Here is a 16491-nt window from a genome sequence, read left to right on the forward strand (position 1 = left end):
TAATTATTAATTATTGACCCCTACTCCCTCTTTTCTAAAATTCATCAAATTCTTCACACAAATCTTGTAACTGCTGATGCTGCAATCTTCTCGAAGAACGCCGATACTTTTTACTAGCTAACTTCGGTTCCAACTTCTGTTCGCCACCTGACTTCATTTTTGCCTTCCAGTTTGACTCAACATCAGGTTTTTGTTGCAAAGCTTCTTGATGCGCGATCGCCTCTTCTAAAAACATCAAATAATACTCATACCTATCCCAATCACCCCTGACTACACAGTTAGGTTCATCCCGATGCAAACAATCACTAAATTGACAACTTCCTTCTTCTAAATACCGTCGCACTTCTGGAAACAAATACCCCAACTCCAAAGGTTCGCACTCTAATTGTGGTTGATTAAAACCAGGTGTATCTGCTAATAAACCCCCAGTCGGTAGCTCAAATAATTCAACGTGACGAGTAGTATGTCTTCCTCGCGACAACTTTCCTGATACAGCAGCGACTCTTAAATTAACATCAGGAATCAAATAGTTAATTAAACTTGACTTCCCAACTCCAGAAGGACCAGAAATTACCGTAATTTTATTTTTCAGTTTTTCCCACAGAGAAAGCGAATTATCTTTTGTTATCCCCAAACCTACATCTGTTTCCACACTAATAAAAAATGGATCGTAACCCCACTGAGAAATTTTATTCCGCCATCTCTCTATTTGCTCTGACGTGACCAGATCGCATTTATTCAAACATAAACATACCTCTAAACCTGTTGACTCTGCCTTCACTAAAAATCTCGTCAAAGCAACAGGGTCTAAATCTGGTTCTGCCATAGCAAACACTAACATTACCTGATTAGCATTAGCTACAGGAGGACGGTCTAATTCTGTTGTTCTTGGCAAAACCTCAGCAACAGCTCCTCGTCCACCTGTCCAGTCAGGATCTTCTACCACCACGCGATCGCCCACCATCACTTTCTGACCAATTTTTTTCAATCGCGATCTACGGGTACAGAGGAGTTGGGTAAAATTTTCTGTTGTTTTTTTTACCAAATCATCTTTTGTATCGAGCTTAACTTGGTAAAAATTTGCTTGGACTGCGACAACTGTCCCTACCAAATCCTTATTTGCTTCTAAGATAGCACCCTCTTCTGAACCACTCATGCCACCGTTTCCGGACGACGTACCTTCAGGATAAAATATTCAGAGCGATCGCTTATTTCTTCTATTTGATAACCTTCTATAATTAAACTATCAGGTACTTGCTCTATAGGTTCTCCTGGGTCTAGCCAAACTTCCAAAATTTCTCCAGGCATCATTTTTTCCAGGTGTAGTTTTGTCTTGACAAAATTAATTGGACAGGGAGTACCTCGCAAATCTATTTGGGCATCTGGTATTTTTTGCTGCTGAACTTGAGGTTGAGAATCCATAATTTAATATTGTCTCTCCAATCTTTTAATTTTTAATAGTATAGTTCCAATCAATTATTATCAGGAAATGCAGAGAGAAAGAGGCAGAAGGGAATTCTGACCGAATAATTAAGGATTAAAGCCTCTCCTTTAGAGGTTGTCTGAGAAGTCCCATTTGCTATATCCAAGCCCCCGAGCATCCCCCAAAATTGGGGGACTAGAGCAAGGAAATTGACTCTTGTTCCCCCCCCACAGTTGGGGGGCTAGGGGGGCAAAATTCACTATCAAAAAAATTTTCAGATATCCTTCTCAAGGAGAAACAAGAAAAAATTTTCCTTAAGCGTCAATCCTCTTCTTTTCAAGGAGAGATAATAATTAATTATTAATTATTAATTGTTGAATATTCCCTTTCTAGATCATTTTTGGTGAAATAAGTTTCCTAAAAACCCTTCTATACCACCTTTTCCTATACGATCGCCCTTAATACTTGCCAGTTTTTCCAGCAACTCACGTTCTTCTGTCGTAATTTTTGTGGGAATATCTATTGCTATTGTAATCAGATGATCGCCACGACTTACAGGGTTACCCAATCTCGGTACTCCTTTATCTTCTAAAGTTAGAACAGTATTTGGTTGAGTACCTGCTGGAATTATTAATTCTGCTTTGCCATCAACTGTATTTATCTCCAGACTACAGCCCAAAATTGCTTGTAAATAACTAATTTTTATTTCAGACAGAATATTAATTCCATCTCTTCTAAACTCTGAGTCTTTTTTGACCCCCAAGAAAACATACAAGTCTCCAGGTGGTCCACCCATCTTACCTGCATCTCCTTCCTTAGATACTCGTAGCTGAGTACCATTATCCACCCCTCCTGGGATAGTAATTTTTATCTTTTTAGTAACCTCATTTTGCCCACGACCGCCACAGGTTGGGCACTTTTCTTCTATTATTTGCCCAGTACCATTACACGAAGGACAAACGGAAACTTGAGTGAAACTACCGAAAGGAGTCCTTGTCGCTCGGCGTACTTGGCCTTGTCCCCCACAGGTAGAACAAGTTTTAGGTTTTGTACCTGGTTTCGCCCCTGAACCGTTGCAAGTTTCACAAACCTCTAAATGTTTGATTGTTAGTTCTTTATCCCCGCCAAATACAGCTTCGTGGAAATCCAGATTCAGGTCTATGCGTAGGTCATCACCTCTAACTGGACCTGTACGCCTACGCCCTTGTGTCCCCATTCCTCCAGAAAATCCACTGAAAAAGCTTTCAAATATATCAGCGAAGCTGTCTGAAAAATCTGTGGAGAAACCTTGTGCTCCTGCTCCTGATACTCCTGCTTCCCCAAAGCGGTCGTAACGAGCTTTCATTTCTTGGTCTGAGAGAACTTCGTAAGCACGATTTATTTCTTTAAAGTTTTCTTCTGCTCCTGGCTCTTTGTTCACGTCTGGGTGGTACTTACGAGCCAAGCGACGGTAAGCACGCTTTAGTTCCTCTTTATCTGCTGTACGAGAAACACCTAGAATTTCATAATAATCGCGGGCCATAGAGCTGATTGCCTAGAATTAGTGTTAATATGTGTACTTTTGAACTTTTATCTTTGAAGTACCTAACACCAAAGCTTTCGCTAGATGGTGTCAGATATCCTGCTTCAACCGCCAATGTCTCCGTAGTCCGAAAACTATCTTGGTCTTACACAGCGTCCGCAGGCTAAATTTTTATTTATATGATTGCTTGTAACTTTTACAACTAGAGTTAGCTGCAAGTACTACATTATATTATTTTATATTATTATATCAAAAATTTCATCCGCATTTCCATAAAACTTCAAGTAAGTTGCCAATTTAACGGCCACCCAATTACTATGAAGCGATACTTTTTGCGACTGAAGGGTGACATCCTCCCAACCCTGACTTCTACGAAGTACAGCGCGGGGTTCCAACATCGCTATTAGACATTGCTGCCCTGCGCCACTTGTCTAGAAAAAAAGTCCCCGAAAGCTCAACTTGACCAAGAAATAAGGTCTCAAGTCTCCCCTTTCAAGGAGATTAAAAAAAAATAAACTTCAATATTTCAAGCCTCTGACTTCAGGCAGAGGTACTGATAACTGATAACTGAAATGACAGCCTATTTCTTGTCCCCAGAGTCCCTGAGTAGTTAGTTGCTCATAACCTCGGTTAAAGAATTTCCTGTGCTGAAGCTACGTCTCTATCAGCCTCATATTTGCATTCTGGACAGCTATGCCATCTAAAGGAATGGATTTTTTCCAAATTCACTCTCAGGCTCTTCAGTTGATTCTTCAACCTTAACTGAAGTGACCTCATTTTTAGTTAGGTTACTATCAATTGGTGTATTAGTTTCTTGTTCTAAAGTTTCTGGTTCTGTAATTTCTGAATCTTGAGGAAGCTGAGTAATTTTCTCTTTTTCTGGTGAATCTATCTTTTCACCCCCACTTCGGTCGTATAAAGTTTCACCTAAAGCAAAAAGCTTTTGCCTGAATTCTTCAATGTGTTGATTTAACTGGTCATAATTATTTTCAGTTCTTGAGCTAATAAGAACTTGCTTGAAATGTTCATAGCTTTCTTCAAGTTCTGTTGCTAACTGTTCATCAATAAAATCACCATGTTCTTTGATAGTTGCTTCGTAATTGTATAGAAGAGTATCTGCTTGATTTCTCAATTCTGCTAATTTTTGTTGTTGAATATCCTGTTCTGCATAAATTTCTGCTTCTTGTTGCATTCGTTGAATTTCTGCTTCATTCAAACCACCTGTATTACTAATTTCAATACTTTGTTCTCTACCCGTGCCCAAATCTAAAGCCTTAACTTTAAGAATTCCATTAGCATCAATATCAAAGTTAACTTCTATTTGAGGCACCCCTCTAGGAGCTGGAGGAATTCCTTTCAGTAAAAACTTACCTAGACTTTTATTATCTTTCACCATTGCCCGCTCACCTTGAAGGACATGAATTTCTACAGAAGTTTGTCCATCCACGGCAGTAGAATACATCTGAGAGCGACTGGTAGGAATTGTAGTATTCCTTTCTATCACCTTGGTATATATCCCCCCCAAAGTTTCCAACCCCAGGGATAAAGGAATCACATCTAATAGCAAAAGGTCTTTAACTTCACCACCTAAAATACCAGCTTGAATTGCTGCTCCCGATGCCACAGCTTCATCGGGATTCACGGAAGTATCAGGAGTTTTAATGTTAAAATAATTACTTATTGCTGCTTGAACTACTGGTATTCTAGTAGAGCCTCCCACAAGAATAATTTTATCTATATTTTCTGATGTCATACCAGCATCTTTAAGAGCTTGTTCCACTGGTTTAACCGTGCTTTTAGTAAGACTTTGTACTAATTTTTCAAATTTAGCACGAGTTAATTGGGTCTCTAAGTGTTTTGGCCCTGTTTCGTCAGCAGTGATAAATGGTAAATTTATATTGGTAATCTTGGCAGAAGATAGTTCGATTTTAGCCTTTTCTGCTGCCTCTCGCAGTCTTTGTAGCGCCATTTTATCTGCGGATAAGTCAGTACCTTCCCGGTCTCTAAACTCCTCTACCAACCAACGGACTAAATAATTATCAAAATCATCTCCTCCTAGATGGTTGTTACCGGAGGTTGCCTTAACTTCAAATACACCATCTCCTAACTGTAAAATCGAAACATCAAAAGTCCCACCACCAAGGTCAAATACCAAAATAGTCTGATCTTGGTCTTGCTTATCTAATCCATAAGACAAAGAAGCAGCAGTTGGTTCATTAATAATTCGCAGCACTTCTAGACCAGCAATTGTCCCTGCATCTTTTGTCGCTTGTCTTTGTGCATCTGTAAAATAAGCTGGTACTGTGATTACTGCTTGAGTAACAGATTCTCCTAAATATTTTTCAGCATCCTGCTTCATTTTTTGCAGAATCATTGCTGAAATTTCTTGAGGTGTATAATTCTTGCCTCGTATCTGGACATTTACAGTATCATCTTTACCCTTAATACAGGTATATGGAACTCGGGAGCGCTCTTCTTCTGTATCGTCCCATCTTCTCCCAATAAACCTTTTAATACTGTAAACTGTATTTACTGCATTGGTTACTGATTGTCTCTTTGCTAGTTGGCCTATTAAGCGTTCGTTCCCTTTCGCAAATCCCACAATACTTGGTGTTGTACGCCCACCTTCTGAGTTGGAAATTACAATTGGTTTGCCCCCTTCTAAGACGGCCACACAACTATTAGTTGTCCCTAAATCAATGCCAATGACTTTTCCCATAGTGCTTCGGCGTTCTTAAATAGTCAAAAATATTTTGAGTTTTTTAGTAAAGTTGTATTCAGAACAAATCAAGTAATCTCGGTAAGATTTTAGATGGACATTTTTACACTTGTATTTTCTTTTAGCTGATTTTGAATAGTCTGAATACAGCTTACTAAGTGTGGTGATTAAACAACAATATGGAACTGCTTTAACATATCCAGGGGTTGAAACACCCTAGATTTTGTGGTTAGGCTACCGCATATAGGGATAAATCCGCTTATGCTTGAAACCTGTCAACAGAATCCTAGACTCCTCGGCATAGATTAAAATCTAGCTGTGAGCTTACTTTTTTTTAGTTTTGAGAGTGGTTTTACTCAAAATGCTGGAGCAATAAATCGCTGCTTTAGCTGCCTTCTTACTTTTCAGTGTCGAATGCGGAGCTAACAGCCGTCCTAGGAAATATCATTCCCGTCTCCTGTCCACCGGAGTTTCACTCCAACTAGCAAAAGGTCTATGGCGAAAAACCTTATTTTTACTCGCATTCAACAATTATACCAGACTTTGACACTGGGATAAATCCCGCGTGTCGTTATTCTACCAGGGGATAACTCTTCCGGGAACTTTCGGACTGCCATTTTTTAGCTTTAATCTTCTGCATCAGTTTGAGCTTCTTCTGTAGATTCTACAGGTTCTGGAGCTGTCGCTACTTTTACCATTGCGTGTCGGAGGACACGATCTCCGAGAGTATATCCCCGCACTAACTCTTCTGTCACAGTTCCTTCTGGATATTCTGTTGTTGCTTCTCGCATTACTGCCTCATGTAGATTTGGGTCAAACTCTTGACCTTCTGGGCGCATAGGAGAAACTCCCAGTCGTTTGAGAGTATCTACCATTTGTTTATAGACAGTCTGATAGCTCTTGTGGATATTCATTTCTCCATCATTAGCTGGTTTAATTTGGGAACGAGCACGGTCAAAATTGTCAATTACTGGTAATAATTCGATGATTGTGGAGCACTTCACTTGTACATCCAGTTCTTCTTTTTCTTTTTGTGTACGTTTACGGAAGTTCTCAAAGTCTGCTGCTAGTCTTTTGTATTGAAGATCTTTCTCTTCTAGCTGAACTTTGGTAGTTTCTACCTGAGTTTGCAGAGATTCATTGGCCTCTTTTAAAAGGACTATATTCTGTGACATTTGCTCGAAGCTCTGTTGGTCTGTATTTACAGAACCATTATCTTCAGACGCTTCCTCAATATTCTCAATTTTTTGAGATGAGTCTAATTCTGCGTTTGCCTCAACCACTTCCATATTTTCATGTATTTCTTGATTTGTTGTTTCTGCTGATGGTATCTCTCCTACCATTTAATTTTCTCCTGGATACTGACGGTTGTTACTGCTTTTAATTTTGCTTTTTTCCTCTGATTTATTCAGAATAAAAAGCACTATAGACACACTAATTTTTAACTGCACTATTATGATTATTACTACCTTTAAACTTATTAGTTCTCAGGTTTTTAGCGCCAAGCTTATAAGCTTAATATATTAGCAAGTATAGTGGTTTATAGAAATTCTAGGGTACTTGATTTTTTCGCAAAATACCTAACCAATTTCTTTGCTAAAAATTTGCTAATATTACTAATTAAGTCTATGTCACAAATAAAATTATGGTTATCACTAGGAAAAAACTTAGTTATACTAAAGACAAAGACTCTTTTAAGGTTAAGATTGTTGAATTGGTCAACCATTAACATTAGTTTATTATATAATAGTTAGACTCTTCTTTAAAATTAACATAGATTGCAATACTATCTCAGTAACTCTGAAGTAGTTCCTGAGACCTCAACAATCAATAATAGGCTTTCCTAGTTCTATGGCCTGATGTTTTTCGTAAACATTGTGTCCCTGGAGATTTATTGACTCTAGTTTCAGATTATACCGAATTATTTCATATTAACCAAAACATTTTTCTGGTCGATATTTTTACTGGCTATAGCTGATTGTAGCTGCTATATCAAACAAAAGAAAAAGTATTTCTATGCTATGTGAATTAAATTGCTAAGGTTTTTACAGTAACATGGTAATTACTGGCCTTAGTTCTAGTTTAGGAGTTTTGTATAATTGTAGACTATCCCTAGATTAACTTAACTAAAGCTATTCAGATACTCACAGACAAAATATTAAACCAGGAAACAGGAAATACTTAATCAGTAAACTAAGTTAACGACTTGTTAAGCTGGTGTAAATTTTATCAAAAACTTAGGGAATACTTAGATTCAGGAGAATTTAATTTATCAGCCATGGCCCAAAGCTCTTCACGGAATTCACGCACCGCTATAGTTGCCCTTAGCAATCTTTCTCCTTTTGGGAATAAACTAGTTCAGGCAGGCTATGTTAACATTGAACAATTCCAAAAATGTCAAGTTGAAAGCCGTAAAACGGGTAAATCTTTGACAGATTTGCTCCAAGCTCTAACAGGACAAGCTTTACCTCCAGAATTACTGAGGCATTACAAAAAGCAGCAGCTATTTGAACTAATGATTTTCTATGGTGTAGCTGCCTTTGACCCAGAAATAACTCAAATTCCACCACAACAAGTATGTTATCTAATTGACAAAGTAATTCCAATAGAAACTTGTCGTCGTAACCGAATCATACCACTATTTAGCCACGAAACTCATTTGGCAAATCAGTTAGTCCAAGCTGGCAAAATAGATAAAAACCAAATGTTAAAAGTTTTGACTCAAAGCATTGGTTCACAAGGTACATTCGTTGAGGAATTAGAGAAGTTTGCTGGAGATTCACTGCCGTCAAATTTGCTGAATGAATATGAAAAACAGCAACCCTTTGTGATGGTGGCAATGGCCGATCCTGATAACCTCCAAGCTTTGGATGAACTGAAAAATAAAATTCTCAGACATCGTGGATTAACTTTACAACGTCTGGTCATTACTCCAGAAGATTATCAACACCTAATTAACTACTACTTAGACGAGCAAACGAAAAAGGATGCTGTTGCTGCGAAAAAGGCAGAAGAAAAAGAGTTAGAGCTGGAGTCAGGATTTTTTGAGACTCAGCAATTAGAAGAAGCTGAAGATGAGACGGCGGTAGAGGACATAGCACAAAGCATTTCTGAGGCTGAAGATGCTCCTGTAATTAAGGCTGTTAATGTAATTTTAGTGAAAGCTCTGACTGAGGGGGTATCAGATATTCATGTGGAACCCCAAGAGGAGTTTATCAGAGTTCGGATGCGTAAAGATGGGGTATTACAAGAATATTTTCGGTTTCCGAAAAAAGTTATCCCAGCTATTACTTCCCGCTTCAAAATTATTGCTAACTTAGACATTGCTGAACGACGGCAAGCTCAAGATGGTCGTATTCGTAAGGTATTTAAGGGACGTACTATTGACTTTCGGGTAAATAGTTTACCTAGCCGCTATGGTGAAAAGATTGTTTTACGGATTTTGGACAGCTCTAGTACCCAACTAGGGTTGGATAAGTTAATTACAGACCAGGATACTTTGGCTTTAGTGAGGGAAACTGCTAGTCGTCCATTTGGATTAATTCTGGTGACTGGGCCTACTGGTTCTGGTAAGTCCACTTCTCTATATTCTGTCTTGGCAGAACGAAATGACCCAGGAATTAATATTAGTACGGCAGAAGACCCAATTGAATATGCTTTACCTGGGATTACTCAGTGTCAGGTGATTCGAGAAAAAGACTTGACTTTTGCTAATATCCTCCGGGCGTTTCTACGACAAGACCCTGATGTTCTACTGGTGGGTGAAACACGGGATAAGGAAACAGCAAAAACGGCTATTGAGGCGGCATTAACTGGACACTTAGTTTTAACAACCCTACATACTAATGATGCAGCAGGGGCGATCGCTCGACTTGATGAAATGGGGGTCGAGTCTTTTATGGTCTCTGCCGCTTTGTTGGGTGTTTTGGCACAACGTCTAATGCGTAGGGTTTGTAGTGAATGTCGAATTCCCTATACTCCTGAACCTAAGGAGTTGACTCGCTATGGTTTAGTTCCTTCTCAGGAGCAGGATTTTACTTTTTACAGAGCAAATACTATACCAGTTGAAGACCGGAGGGTATTGGCAGAAAGGGACGAACTTTGTAAAAAATGTAATGGTCTAGGTTACAAAGGTCGTGTAGGTGTTTATGAGTTTATGAAGTCTACAGAGCGACTACAAACTCTAATTACTCAAAGAGCACCTACAGAGCAAATTAAGGAAGTAGCAGTTGAAGAAGGAATGACTACTTTATTGCAGTATAGCTTGGATTTGGTGCGACAAGGTTATACCACTTTTGAAGAGGTAGAGCGGGTAACATTTACTGACTCTGGTCTGGAAGCAGAAATGAAGCGCCAAGCTAAACAGAATCTAGTTTGTAAGTCTTGTAATGCTGAATTAGAGGCAGAATGGCGATCTTGTCCATATTGTATGACACCCCGCTTTGAGTAGTAGAAGAAGAAGACAGGAGACAGGAGACAGGAGACAGGAGACAGAATAAATTGAAGAAGGAGACAGGAGACAGGAGACAGGAGACAGAATAAATTGCTTATGAATAGTTTTCGACACGCCACTTCGTGTCTTATAACCCCAAAAAATTTTAGGCACTGTGCAAAGGTGGGGATTTATACCCCATAAGGCTTCCAGCTAGGAGCCATATCCGATGAGCAAAGCCAAAAAATTCTACTGACTCGGTCCGACTGACTACTGACTTCCAGTCGTTTTGCTAGCGCACAACTTTCCTAAGGTCATGCTACCGCAAACGTTAACGCTCCGCGACATGTAACGCGCAGCGTATCCGTCAGGAGAAGGCTATAAATTTTTTTAAGTACAGCAAATCCAACTTTTTTTCAGGAGATTTAAATTATGTCTTTTATGATTGAGGATGTGTTGGAGTCCCTTGTAGAGCAGGGCGGTTCAGATGTACATATCCAAGCTCGCGCTCCAGTTTTTTTTAGAATTAGTGGCCAACTTATGCCTCAGCCACAGTTTGGAGAAAATCTTGACCCACTGGAAGTGCAAAATCTGATTTTCCAAATGCTTAACAATATGCAACGTAAGCACTTGGAACAAAATTGGGAACTTGACAGTGCTTATGGTGTTAAGGGGTTGGCTCGTTTCCGTTTAAATGTTTATCGGGAGCGGGGTAGTTGGGCAGCTTGTATGCGTGCTTTGGCTTCTCAAATTCCTAATGTTGATAAGCTTGGGGTGCCAATGATTTTACGGGAGATGACTGAGCGACCAAGGGGACTTTTTCTAGTGACAGGGCAGACTGGATCTGGAAAAACAACTACTATGGCGGCTTTGCTAGATTTGATTAACCGTACCCGTGCTGAACATATTCTTACTGTTGAAGACCCTATAGAATATGTTTTTCCTAACGTTAAAAGTTTATTTCATCAACGGCAAAAGGGAGAAGATACAAAGAGCTTTTCTAATGCTCTGAAAGGGGCACTTCGTCAAGACCCGGATATTATTCTGGTGGGGGAAATGCGTGACTTGGAAACTATTGCTTTGGCTAGTACCGCAGCAGAAACAGGTCACTTGGTATTTGGGACTTTGCACACTAACTCTGCTTCTGGTACGGTAGACCGGATGTTGGATGTTTTCCCACCAGAACAACAACCTCAAATTAGGTCACAGTTGGCTAATTCTATTGTTTGTATTTGTAGTCAAAACTTGGTGAAAAAAGTTGGTGGGGGTCGCTGTGCTGCTCAGGAAATTATGATTAATACTCCGGCGATCGCTAACTTAATTCGGGAATCTAAAAATGCTCAACTTTATTCTCAAATTCAGATGGGCAAGAAGTTAGGTATGCAGACTATGGAAATGGCTCTTGCCGATCTATATAAAGAAGGAAAGGCGACTTGGGAGAATGTGATGGCTAAAGCAGTAAAGCCAGATGAGCTAGCAGCTTTGATTGGTCCAGAACCTAAAGGGAAGGTAGAAAAGGCTAAGGCTCGTCGTTAGATATTGTTTAAATAATTAATAATTAATAATTAATAATTAATAATTACCTCTCCTTTCAAACGGATAGGATTGACAAAAATTTTCTTCTCTTGGTCGATTGGATATGGCGCAGGTTTCCTCGCCATCCCACCCTACGGGAAGCTCTGCTTTTTCCGACGGAATGCATAGTAATTAAAAACTTTTTCAACATCAATTTAAAACAACGCAACCCAACCTAAAAGACATCTTCAGTAATAAAAAATTAAATCAATTATTGCACTATATACATCAATTATAGCAATTCCCAAAAAGCGTACTGTACCTCACGACCTTGGGAAACGCTATATTTCCCCCCTACTTCGTACTCCTTACCCCCTATCTTGGTGGAGATGTCTAATAGTAATTTATTCAAGATTAAATAAATGAGGAAACTAAACTATGACTAGCAATTTAGCCAGGAAAAAATCTAAAGGTGGATTAGAGGAAAAGTTAAAAGAATTTGAAGAAAAATTAAACGTCGCCCTTGCTACGATTACAGTTAAAGATTTAGCTGTATTTGCACGTCAATTTGCTGCAATGTTTAATGCAGGTGTGCCGATGGTTAGGTGTCTTAAAGTATTACAAGAACAAAGCTCTAATTATAAGATTAAATATGCTCTGAAAATGATTAGTGCAGAAGTAGAAGAAGGTACTGAATTATCAGAAGCAATGAGGAAACATCCTGCTTGTTTTGATGAGTTATTTCTGAGTATGGTAGCTGCTGGAGAGGTGGGTGGTGTCCTTGATGAAGTACTAGAACGTCTGGCGGTTATGTTGGAGAAAAATGCTAAGACTTTGAGTGAAATTAAGTCTGCTATGTCTTATCCAAAAACTGTTATGTTTATTGCTTTGGCAGTATTTTTTGGGATGACGACTTTTCTATTACCAACTTTTGCCAAAATTTTTGAAGAAATTGGTACTGAGTTGCCAGCTTTTACTGTTTTTATGTTAGGTATTAGTGCTTTTTGTAGAACTTGGCCTCCTATTCCTCAAGTAACGGCAATAGGCACAATTATTTTTATTTACGTTGTTTATACAATGGTTTATAAAACAGACCAAGGTAGGCTATTTTTTGACAAAATATTTCTGAAACTTCCTATTTTTGGAGATATTATTGAGAAGTCGGCAGTGGCTCGTTTTTGTATGATTTTTGGTACTTTGACTCGCTCCGGTGTACCAATGTTGAAGTCTCTAGAAATTGTGAGAAATGTGGCAGGAAATGCGGCGATCGCTGAGTCTGTTGAGTATGCAAGGCAAGAAATTCAAAGTGGGGGAATGATTAGTATAGCTCTGCAAGAAAAGAAAGTTTTTCCTTCTTTGGCAGTGCAAATGATGGCTATTGGAGAGGAAACAGGTGAGTTGGATGCGATGTTGATGAAGGTGGGTGCTTTTTATGAACAAGAAGTTGAGGAAGCTGTTAAGTCTTTGACAAGTATGTTGGAACCTTTAATGATTGTTGTTATTGGTGCTATGGTTGGTGCGATTTTGCTTTCTATGTATTTGCCTATGTTTAAGGTGTTTGAAGATTTGTAGAAGGAAGAAGGAAGAGGGAAGAGGGAAGAAGGAAGAAGGAAAAGTATTATGTTGTCTGAGTTTTAAATTTTTGAACTTCTGCACCCTTTCCTTCAACTGCTATAACAACTTGTCTTCCCTACTTCTCTCCTAATTTTATAGATAAATTAGCTCTATTTTAAATAGACATCTCCAGAAAAGAGGGAATAGGGAATAGGGAATAGGGAATAGGAAGAAATTATCAATTATTTCTATACGATAATTGATTTTATTTTTTATTTTTGGAGATGTCTAATAGTAGAAAATTATAAGTTATATCATGTTTGTTGGTATCGTTTGTGTAAAAGTTAGCGTGAATATCTACAGGTAATTTAAGTTTTTTTCTTACTCTTTATGAAGCTTTTTTGCCTGTTCCCTGTTCCCTACCTTTGCTACACAATAGATATCTCCGATAATCAAAAATCCAATCAATTATCGTGCATAAATTATCAATTATTTCCCCCTACGGACGTTGCATGCAACGTCCCTACTCCCCACTCCCCACTCCCCACTCCCTACTTCCTACTCTCTACTCCCTACTCCCTATTTGAAATAAATATAAGAAAAAATTAAAATTATTATGGTTATAAAAAAATCAGATTACGAAGCATTACTAGCAGAATATAGTAATTCACAAGCAACAATTGCACTACTTAAACAACATAGACCATACTTAGAAATGCTTCCTAGTATGCGTCGTCCAGAAGATAGTTTAGTTGTGATTCCTTTACCTATTATTAGGTTAAGAAAACAGGGTGATGAGTCAGGAAAAACTGTGAATTTGCCTTGCGATATAGGCATTTTTATGTGCGATCCTGAGTGGAAGGTTAAGACAGGAGCAGAAATTTTTATTTTTATTTATAGACCCCAGGAAGACTTTTCCGATCTTCTTAGTCGTTGGCGACAAACTCAGATTTTATTAGATAAGGAATATGAATGGGTAATGCCTCAAGATTATAAACATATTTACTCTCAAGAAACGGAAGAAGTTTATCCTTTATTTGTTTTATTTTCAGAGACTCCAGAAAGGATTAAAAGAGGATTGATAGGAGCAGCTTTACCTTTTGTTGTACAGCCTACTTTTGATTCCATAGAAATGGAAGTTGAGGAGTCGAATATTGAGATACAGACAATGTTATCTCAGATGGATGATGGGGTTAATGATGGTTTATGATAAAAAAGCGGTTAGCACTCAGCAGTCAGCACTCAGCAGTAAACGTTTAGAAGGGGATTTAAACCAGAGCTGCTAAAAGCTGTTAACGGAGTTTCTCTGCAAGAAGCTAGCTGTTTGCGGAGCATTCCGTCAGGAAATGCTAAAAGCTAATAGCTAGTTAATTGATAAAGAATCTATACTATGAGTTTTTATTTAGTTAAAAAATCATCTAATAGGGTAGCTTGACCGAATAATTAAGGTAAAAATCCTCTCCTTTAAAGGAGAAACAAGCGGTCGAGGGATGGATGGGTTTCCTAACCATATCCAATCGACCAAGAGAGAAAAAATTTTCTTTTGAATCAATCCTATTCTTGAAAAGAAGAGGATTGACAAAGAGATGAAAATTTTTTTTTATTATCCCCTTAAAAGGGGAGGCTTTAAAACATAATTTTTCGGTAAGTATAATTAATCGGGATGTTTGGCGTGTTAACCGTGCTACTTATGCTGCTTTAGACGAACCAATTCAATTAGCTGTAGAAGTCGTTTCTACTAATTGGGAAGATGATTATGTTGATAAATTTGAGGAATATCAACGTTTGGGAATTTTAGAGTATTTGATTGTTGATTATTTAGCTATTGGTAGGAGAAAATATTTGGGAAAGCCGAAATTTCCGAGTGTATTTGTTTATATTTTAAATCAAGAAAGTCAATATAACATGACTCAGTTTAGAAGTCATGAAAAAATTGTGTCTTTGACTTTTCCAGAATTTTCTTTAACAGCAGAAGAAATTTTAAATGCTTAATATCATTTTTCGGGTAATGTAGTGTTTGCTGAAAAAGTCTTTTTCAGGAGTAGGGGAGCGGGGGAGTAGGGAAGTAGAGAGTACTTAGAACCCGAATTCCGAACTTCAATTTGTAACATAAAAATTAGTATAAAATCCGTAGCTTGCTTAAGTATTTATACTATATAAATTATCTTCATTTACCGAAAAATTGGGTTTAAAGCCTCGCCCTTGTAGGGCGACTTTTTATTTTATCTGCAAGTGAATTGAATATGTGGTACAGTGTTATTAGTTGCCGGGGGGCACTCGGAAACTCGTGCGCGGACGTGGAGGGAAGCGTTAGACTACCGCCAAGGAAGCAGCACCCTGTGAAGCGTCAACCCGCCGAGGAGCTACGGCTCAGTAGGAATCCCCGTGCCTTTAGGCCGGGGAGGATGTCAAATTGATCAGGAGTCAAATTCTCAGTTAAATATTCAGTATAAATACTTACTAAATCGTTGACTCCTATTGACCACTATAATTTTTTTCTGACTTTTGACTTTTAAATGCATGACTTTTGACTTGTATTTTTATGCTACGTTTTTTCTTCCGGAATTTAGGTTTATACCGTGAATTAATTATTCGGTTGGCTCACATTATTAAAAGGCGTTGGTAAATCACAGGATTAAATTTTTAGGAACAATTCCCCTGTGGTTATCAATCATTCACCTTGGTAGGCACGAGGACGCTACTCCAAAAGATAAATCATCCCGTCAATTACCAACACCTATTAATACTGTAATTTTACTGGAATCTACCGATTTGTTTGTGGCACAACCAATAACTTTTTAGACTATGAAAAATGCTCAAGTTTAGACACAAGGAAAAGTTAATATGACTTTATATTCAGCTCAGTATCCTGAAAAAGTTTTAAACCTAGCTCACATTATTAATCCTGTGATTGTACCGGAATCTTCCGATTTGTTTGTAGCACAACCAATAACTTTTCAGACTATGAAAAATGCTCAAGCTCAGGCACAAGGAAAAGTTAATGTTACTTTATATTCAGCTCAGTATCCTGAAGATGAATCTATAGTTCCTGATGGTTTTGTGAAAGCACCAAATTTGGAAGCTTCTGTGCTGGATGTGGGAAAATTTGCAGTTCCTAGAAAACTGCCATTCATTAAGGATATATTAGACAGACTGCATGAAGCTTCTCAAAATGCAGATTATTTAATTTATACAAATGTAGATATTGCTTTACAACCTCATTATTTATACAGAGGTAACTAAATTTATAGAGCAAGGATATGATTCTTTTATAATTAATCGACGGACTATATCTAATTCATATAAAAGTGTCGCAGATATACCTT

General features: G+C 38.2%; 12 protein-coding genes. 7 read left to right on the forward strand and 5 right to left on the reverse strand.

Translation table 11 applies throughout. The features are described 5' to 3' along the window. Positions 1-34: 34 nt before the first annotated feature. The 5 genes from rsgA to grpE form a co-directional block, all read right to left on the reverse strand. Positions 35-1156: a small ribosomal subunit biogenesis GTPase RsgA gene (gene rsgA / locus F6K23_RS29535; RefSeq protein WP_293162421.1), complete on the reverse strand. Its 1122-nt coding sequence runs from the start codon at positions 1154-1156 to the stop codon at positions 35-37. Further along, a complete protein-coding gene (locus tag F6K23_RS29540; RefSeq protein WP_293162423.1) occupies positions 1153-1422 on the reverse strand; it encodes a sulfurtransferase TusA family protein in 270 nt (89 codons plus the stop codon). Before F6K23_RS29540 ends, rsgA begins: the two co-directional genes overlap by 4 nt. 395 nt (positions 1423-1817) lie before the next feature. Continuing rightward, positions 1818-2945 carry a molecular chaperone DnaJ gene (gene dnaJ, locus F6K23_RS29545; RefSeq protein WP_293162426.1) on the reverse strand — a complete coding sequence of 376 codons (1128 nt, stop codon included), beginning with the start codon at positions 2943-2945 and terminating at the stop codon, positions 1818-1820. Between the two features lie 700 nt (positions 2946-3645). After that, complete coding sequence (gene dnaK, locus F6K23_RS29550) at positions 3646-5664, reverse strand: molecular chaperone DnaK (RefSeq protein ID WP_293162429.1); 2019 nt, start codon at positions 5662-5664, stop codon at positions 3646-3648. A gap of 626 nt (positions 5665-6290) precedes the next feature. Next, positions 6291-7007: a nucleotide exchange factor GrpE gene (gene grpE, locus F6K23_RS29555; protein WP_293162432.1), complete on the reverse strand. Its 717-nt coding sequence runs from the start codon at positions 7005-7007 to the stop codon at positions 6291-6293. Positions 7008-7942: 935 nt separating this feature from the next. Between grpE and F6K23_RS29560 the strand changes: the two genes are divergently transcribed. From F6K23_RS29560 to F6K23_RS29590, 7 genes are all read left to right on the forward strand, one after another. Further along, the gene (locus tag F6K23_RS29560) at positions 7943-10114 is read left to right on the forward strand and encodes a GspE/PulE family protein (RefSeq protein ID WP_293162435.1); all 2172 of its coding nucleotides are present in this window, start codon (positions 7943-7945) and stop codon (positions 10112-10114) included. A 414-nt stretch (positions 10115-10528) separates the two neighbouring features. Then, entirely contained in the window at positions 10529-11632 is a 1104-nt protein-coding gene (locus tag F6K23_RS29565) for a type IV pilus twitching motility protein PilT (RefSeq protein WP_293162438.1), read from the forward strand. A 417-nt stretch (positions 11633-12049) separates the two neighbouring features. Next, on the forward strand, positions 12050-13183 hold the full coding sequence (locus F6K23_RS29570; RefSeq protein WP_293162440.1) for a type II secretion system F family protein: 1134 nt from the start codon (positions 12050-12052) through the stop codon (positions 13181-13183). Positions 13184-13781: 598 nt separating this feature from the next. After that, entirely contained in the window at positions 13782-14375 is a 594-nt protein-coding gene (locus tag F6K23_RS29575; protein ID WP_293162442.1) for a hypothetical protein, read from the forward strand. 443 nt (positions 14376-14818) lie between these two features. After that, positions 14819-15157 carry a Uma2 family endonuclease gene (locus F6K23_RS29580; RefSeq protein ID WP_293162484.1) on the forward strand — a complete coding sequence of 113 codons (339 nt, stop codon included), beginning with the start codon at positions 14819-14821 and terminating at the stop codon, positions 15155-15157. 627 nt (positions 15158-15784) lie between these two features. Then, entirely contained in the window at positions 15785-15967 is a 183-nt protein-coding gene (locus F6K23_RS29585) for a hypothetical protein (protein WP_293162445.1), read from the forward strand. A 42-nt stretch (positions 15968-16009) separates the two neighbouring features. Next, the gene (locus F6K23_RS29590) at positions 16010-16408 is read left to right on the forward strand and encodes a hypothetical protein (protein ID WP_293162448.1); all 399 of its coding nucleotides are present in this window, start codon (positions 16010-16012) and stop codon (positions 16406-16408) included. The last annotated feature ends 83 nt before the right edge of the window (positions 16409-16491 follow it).

Source organism: Okeania sp. SIO2C9 (assembly GCF_010672455.1).
Lineage (GTDB): Bacteria > Cyanobacteriota > Cyanobacteriia > Cyanobacteriales > Microcoleaceae > Okeania.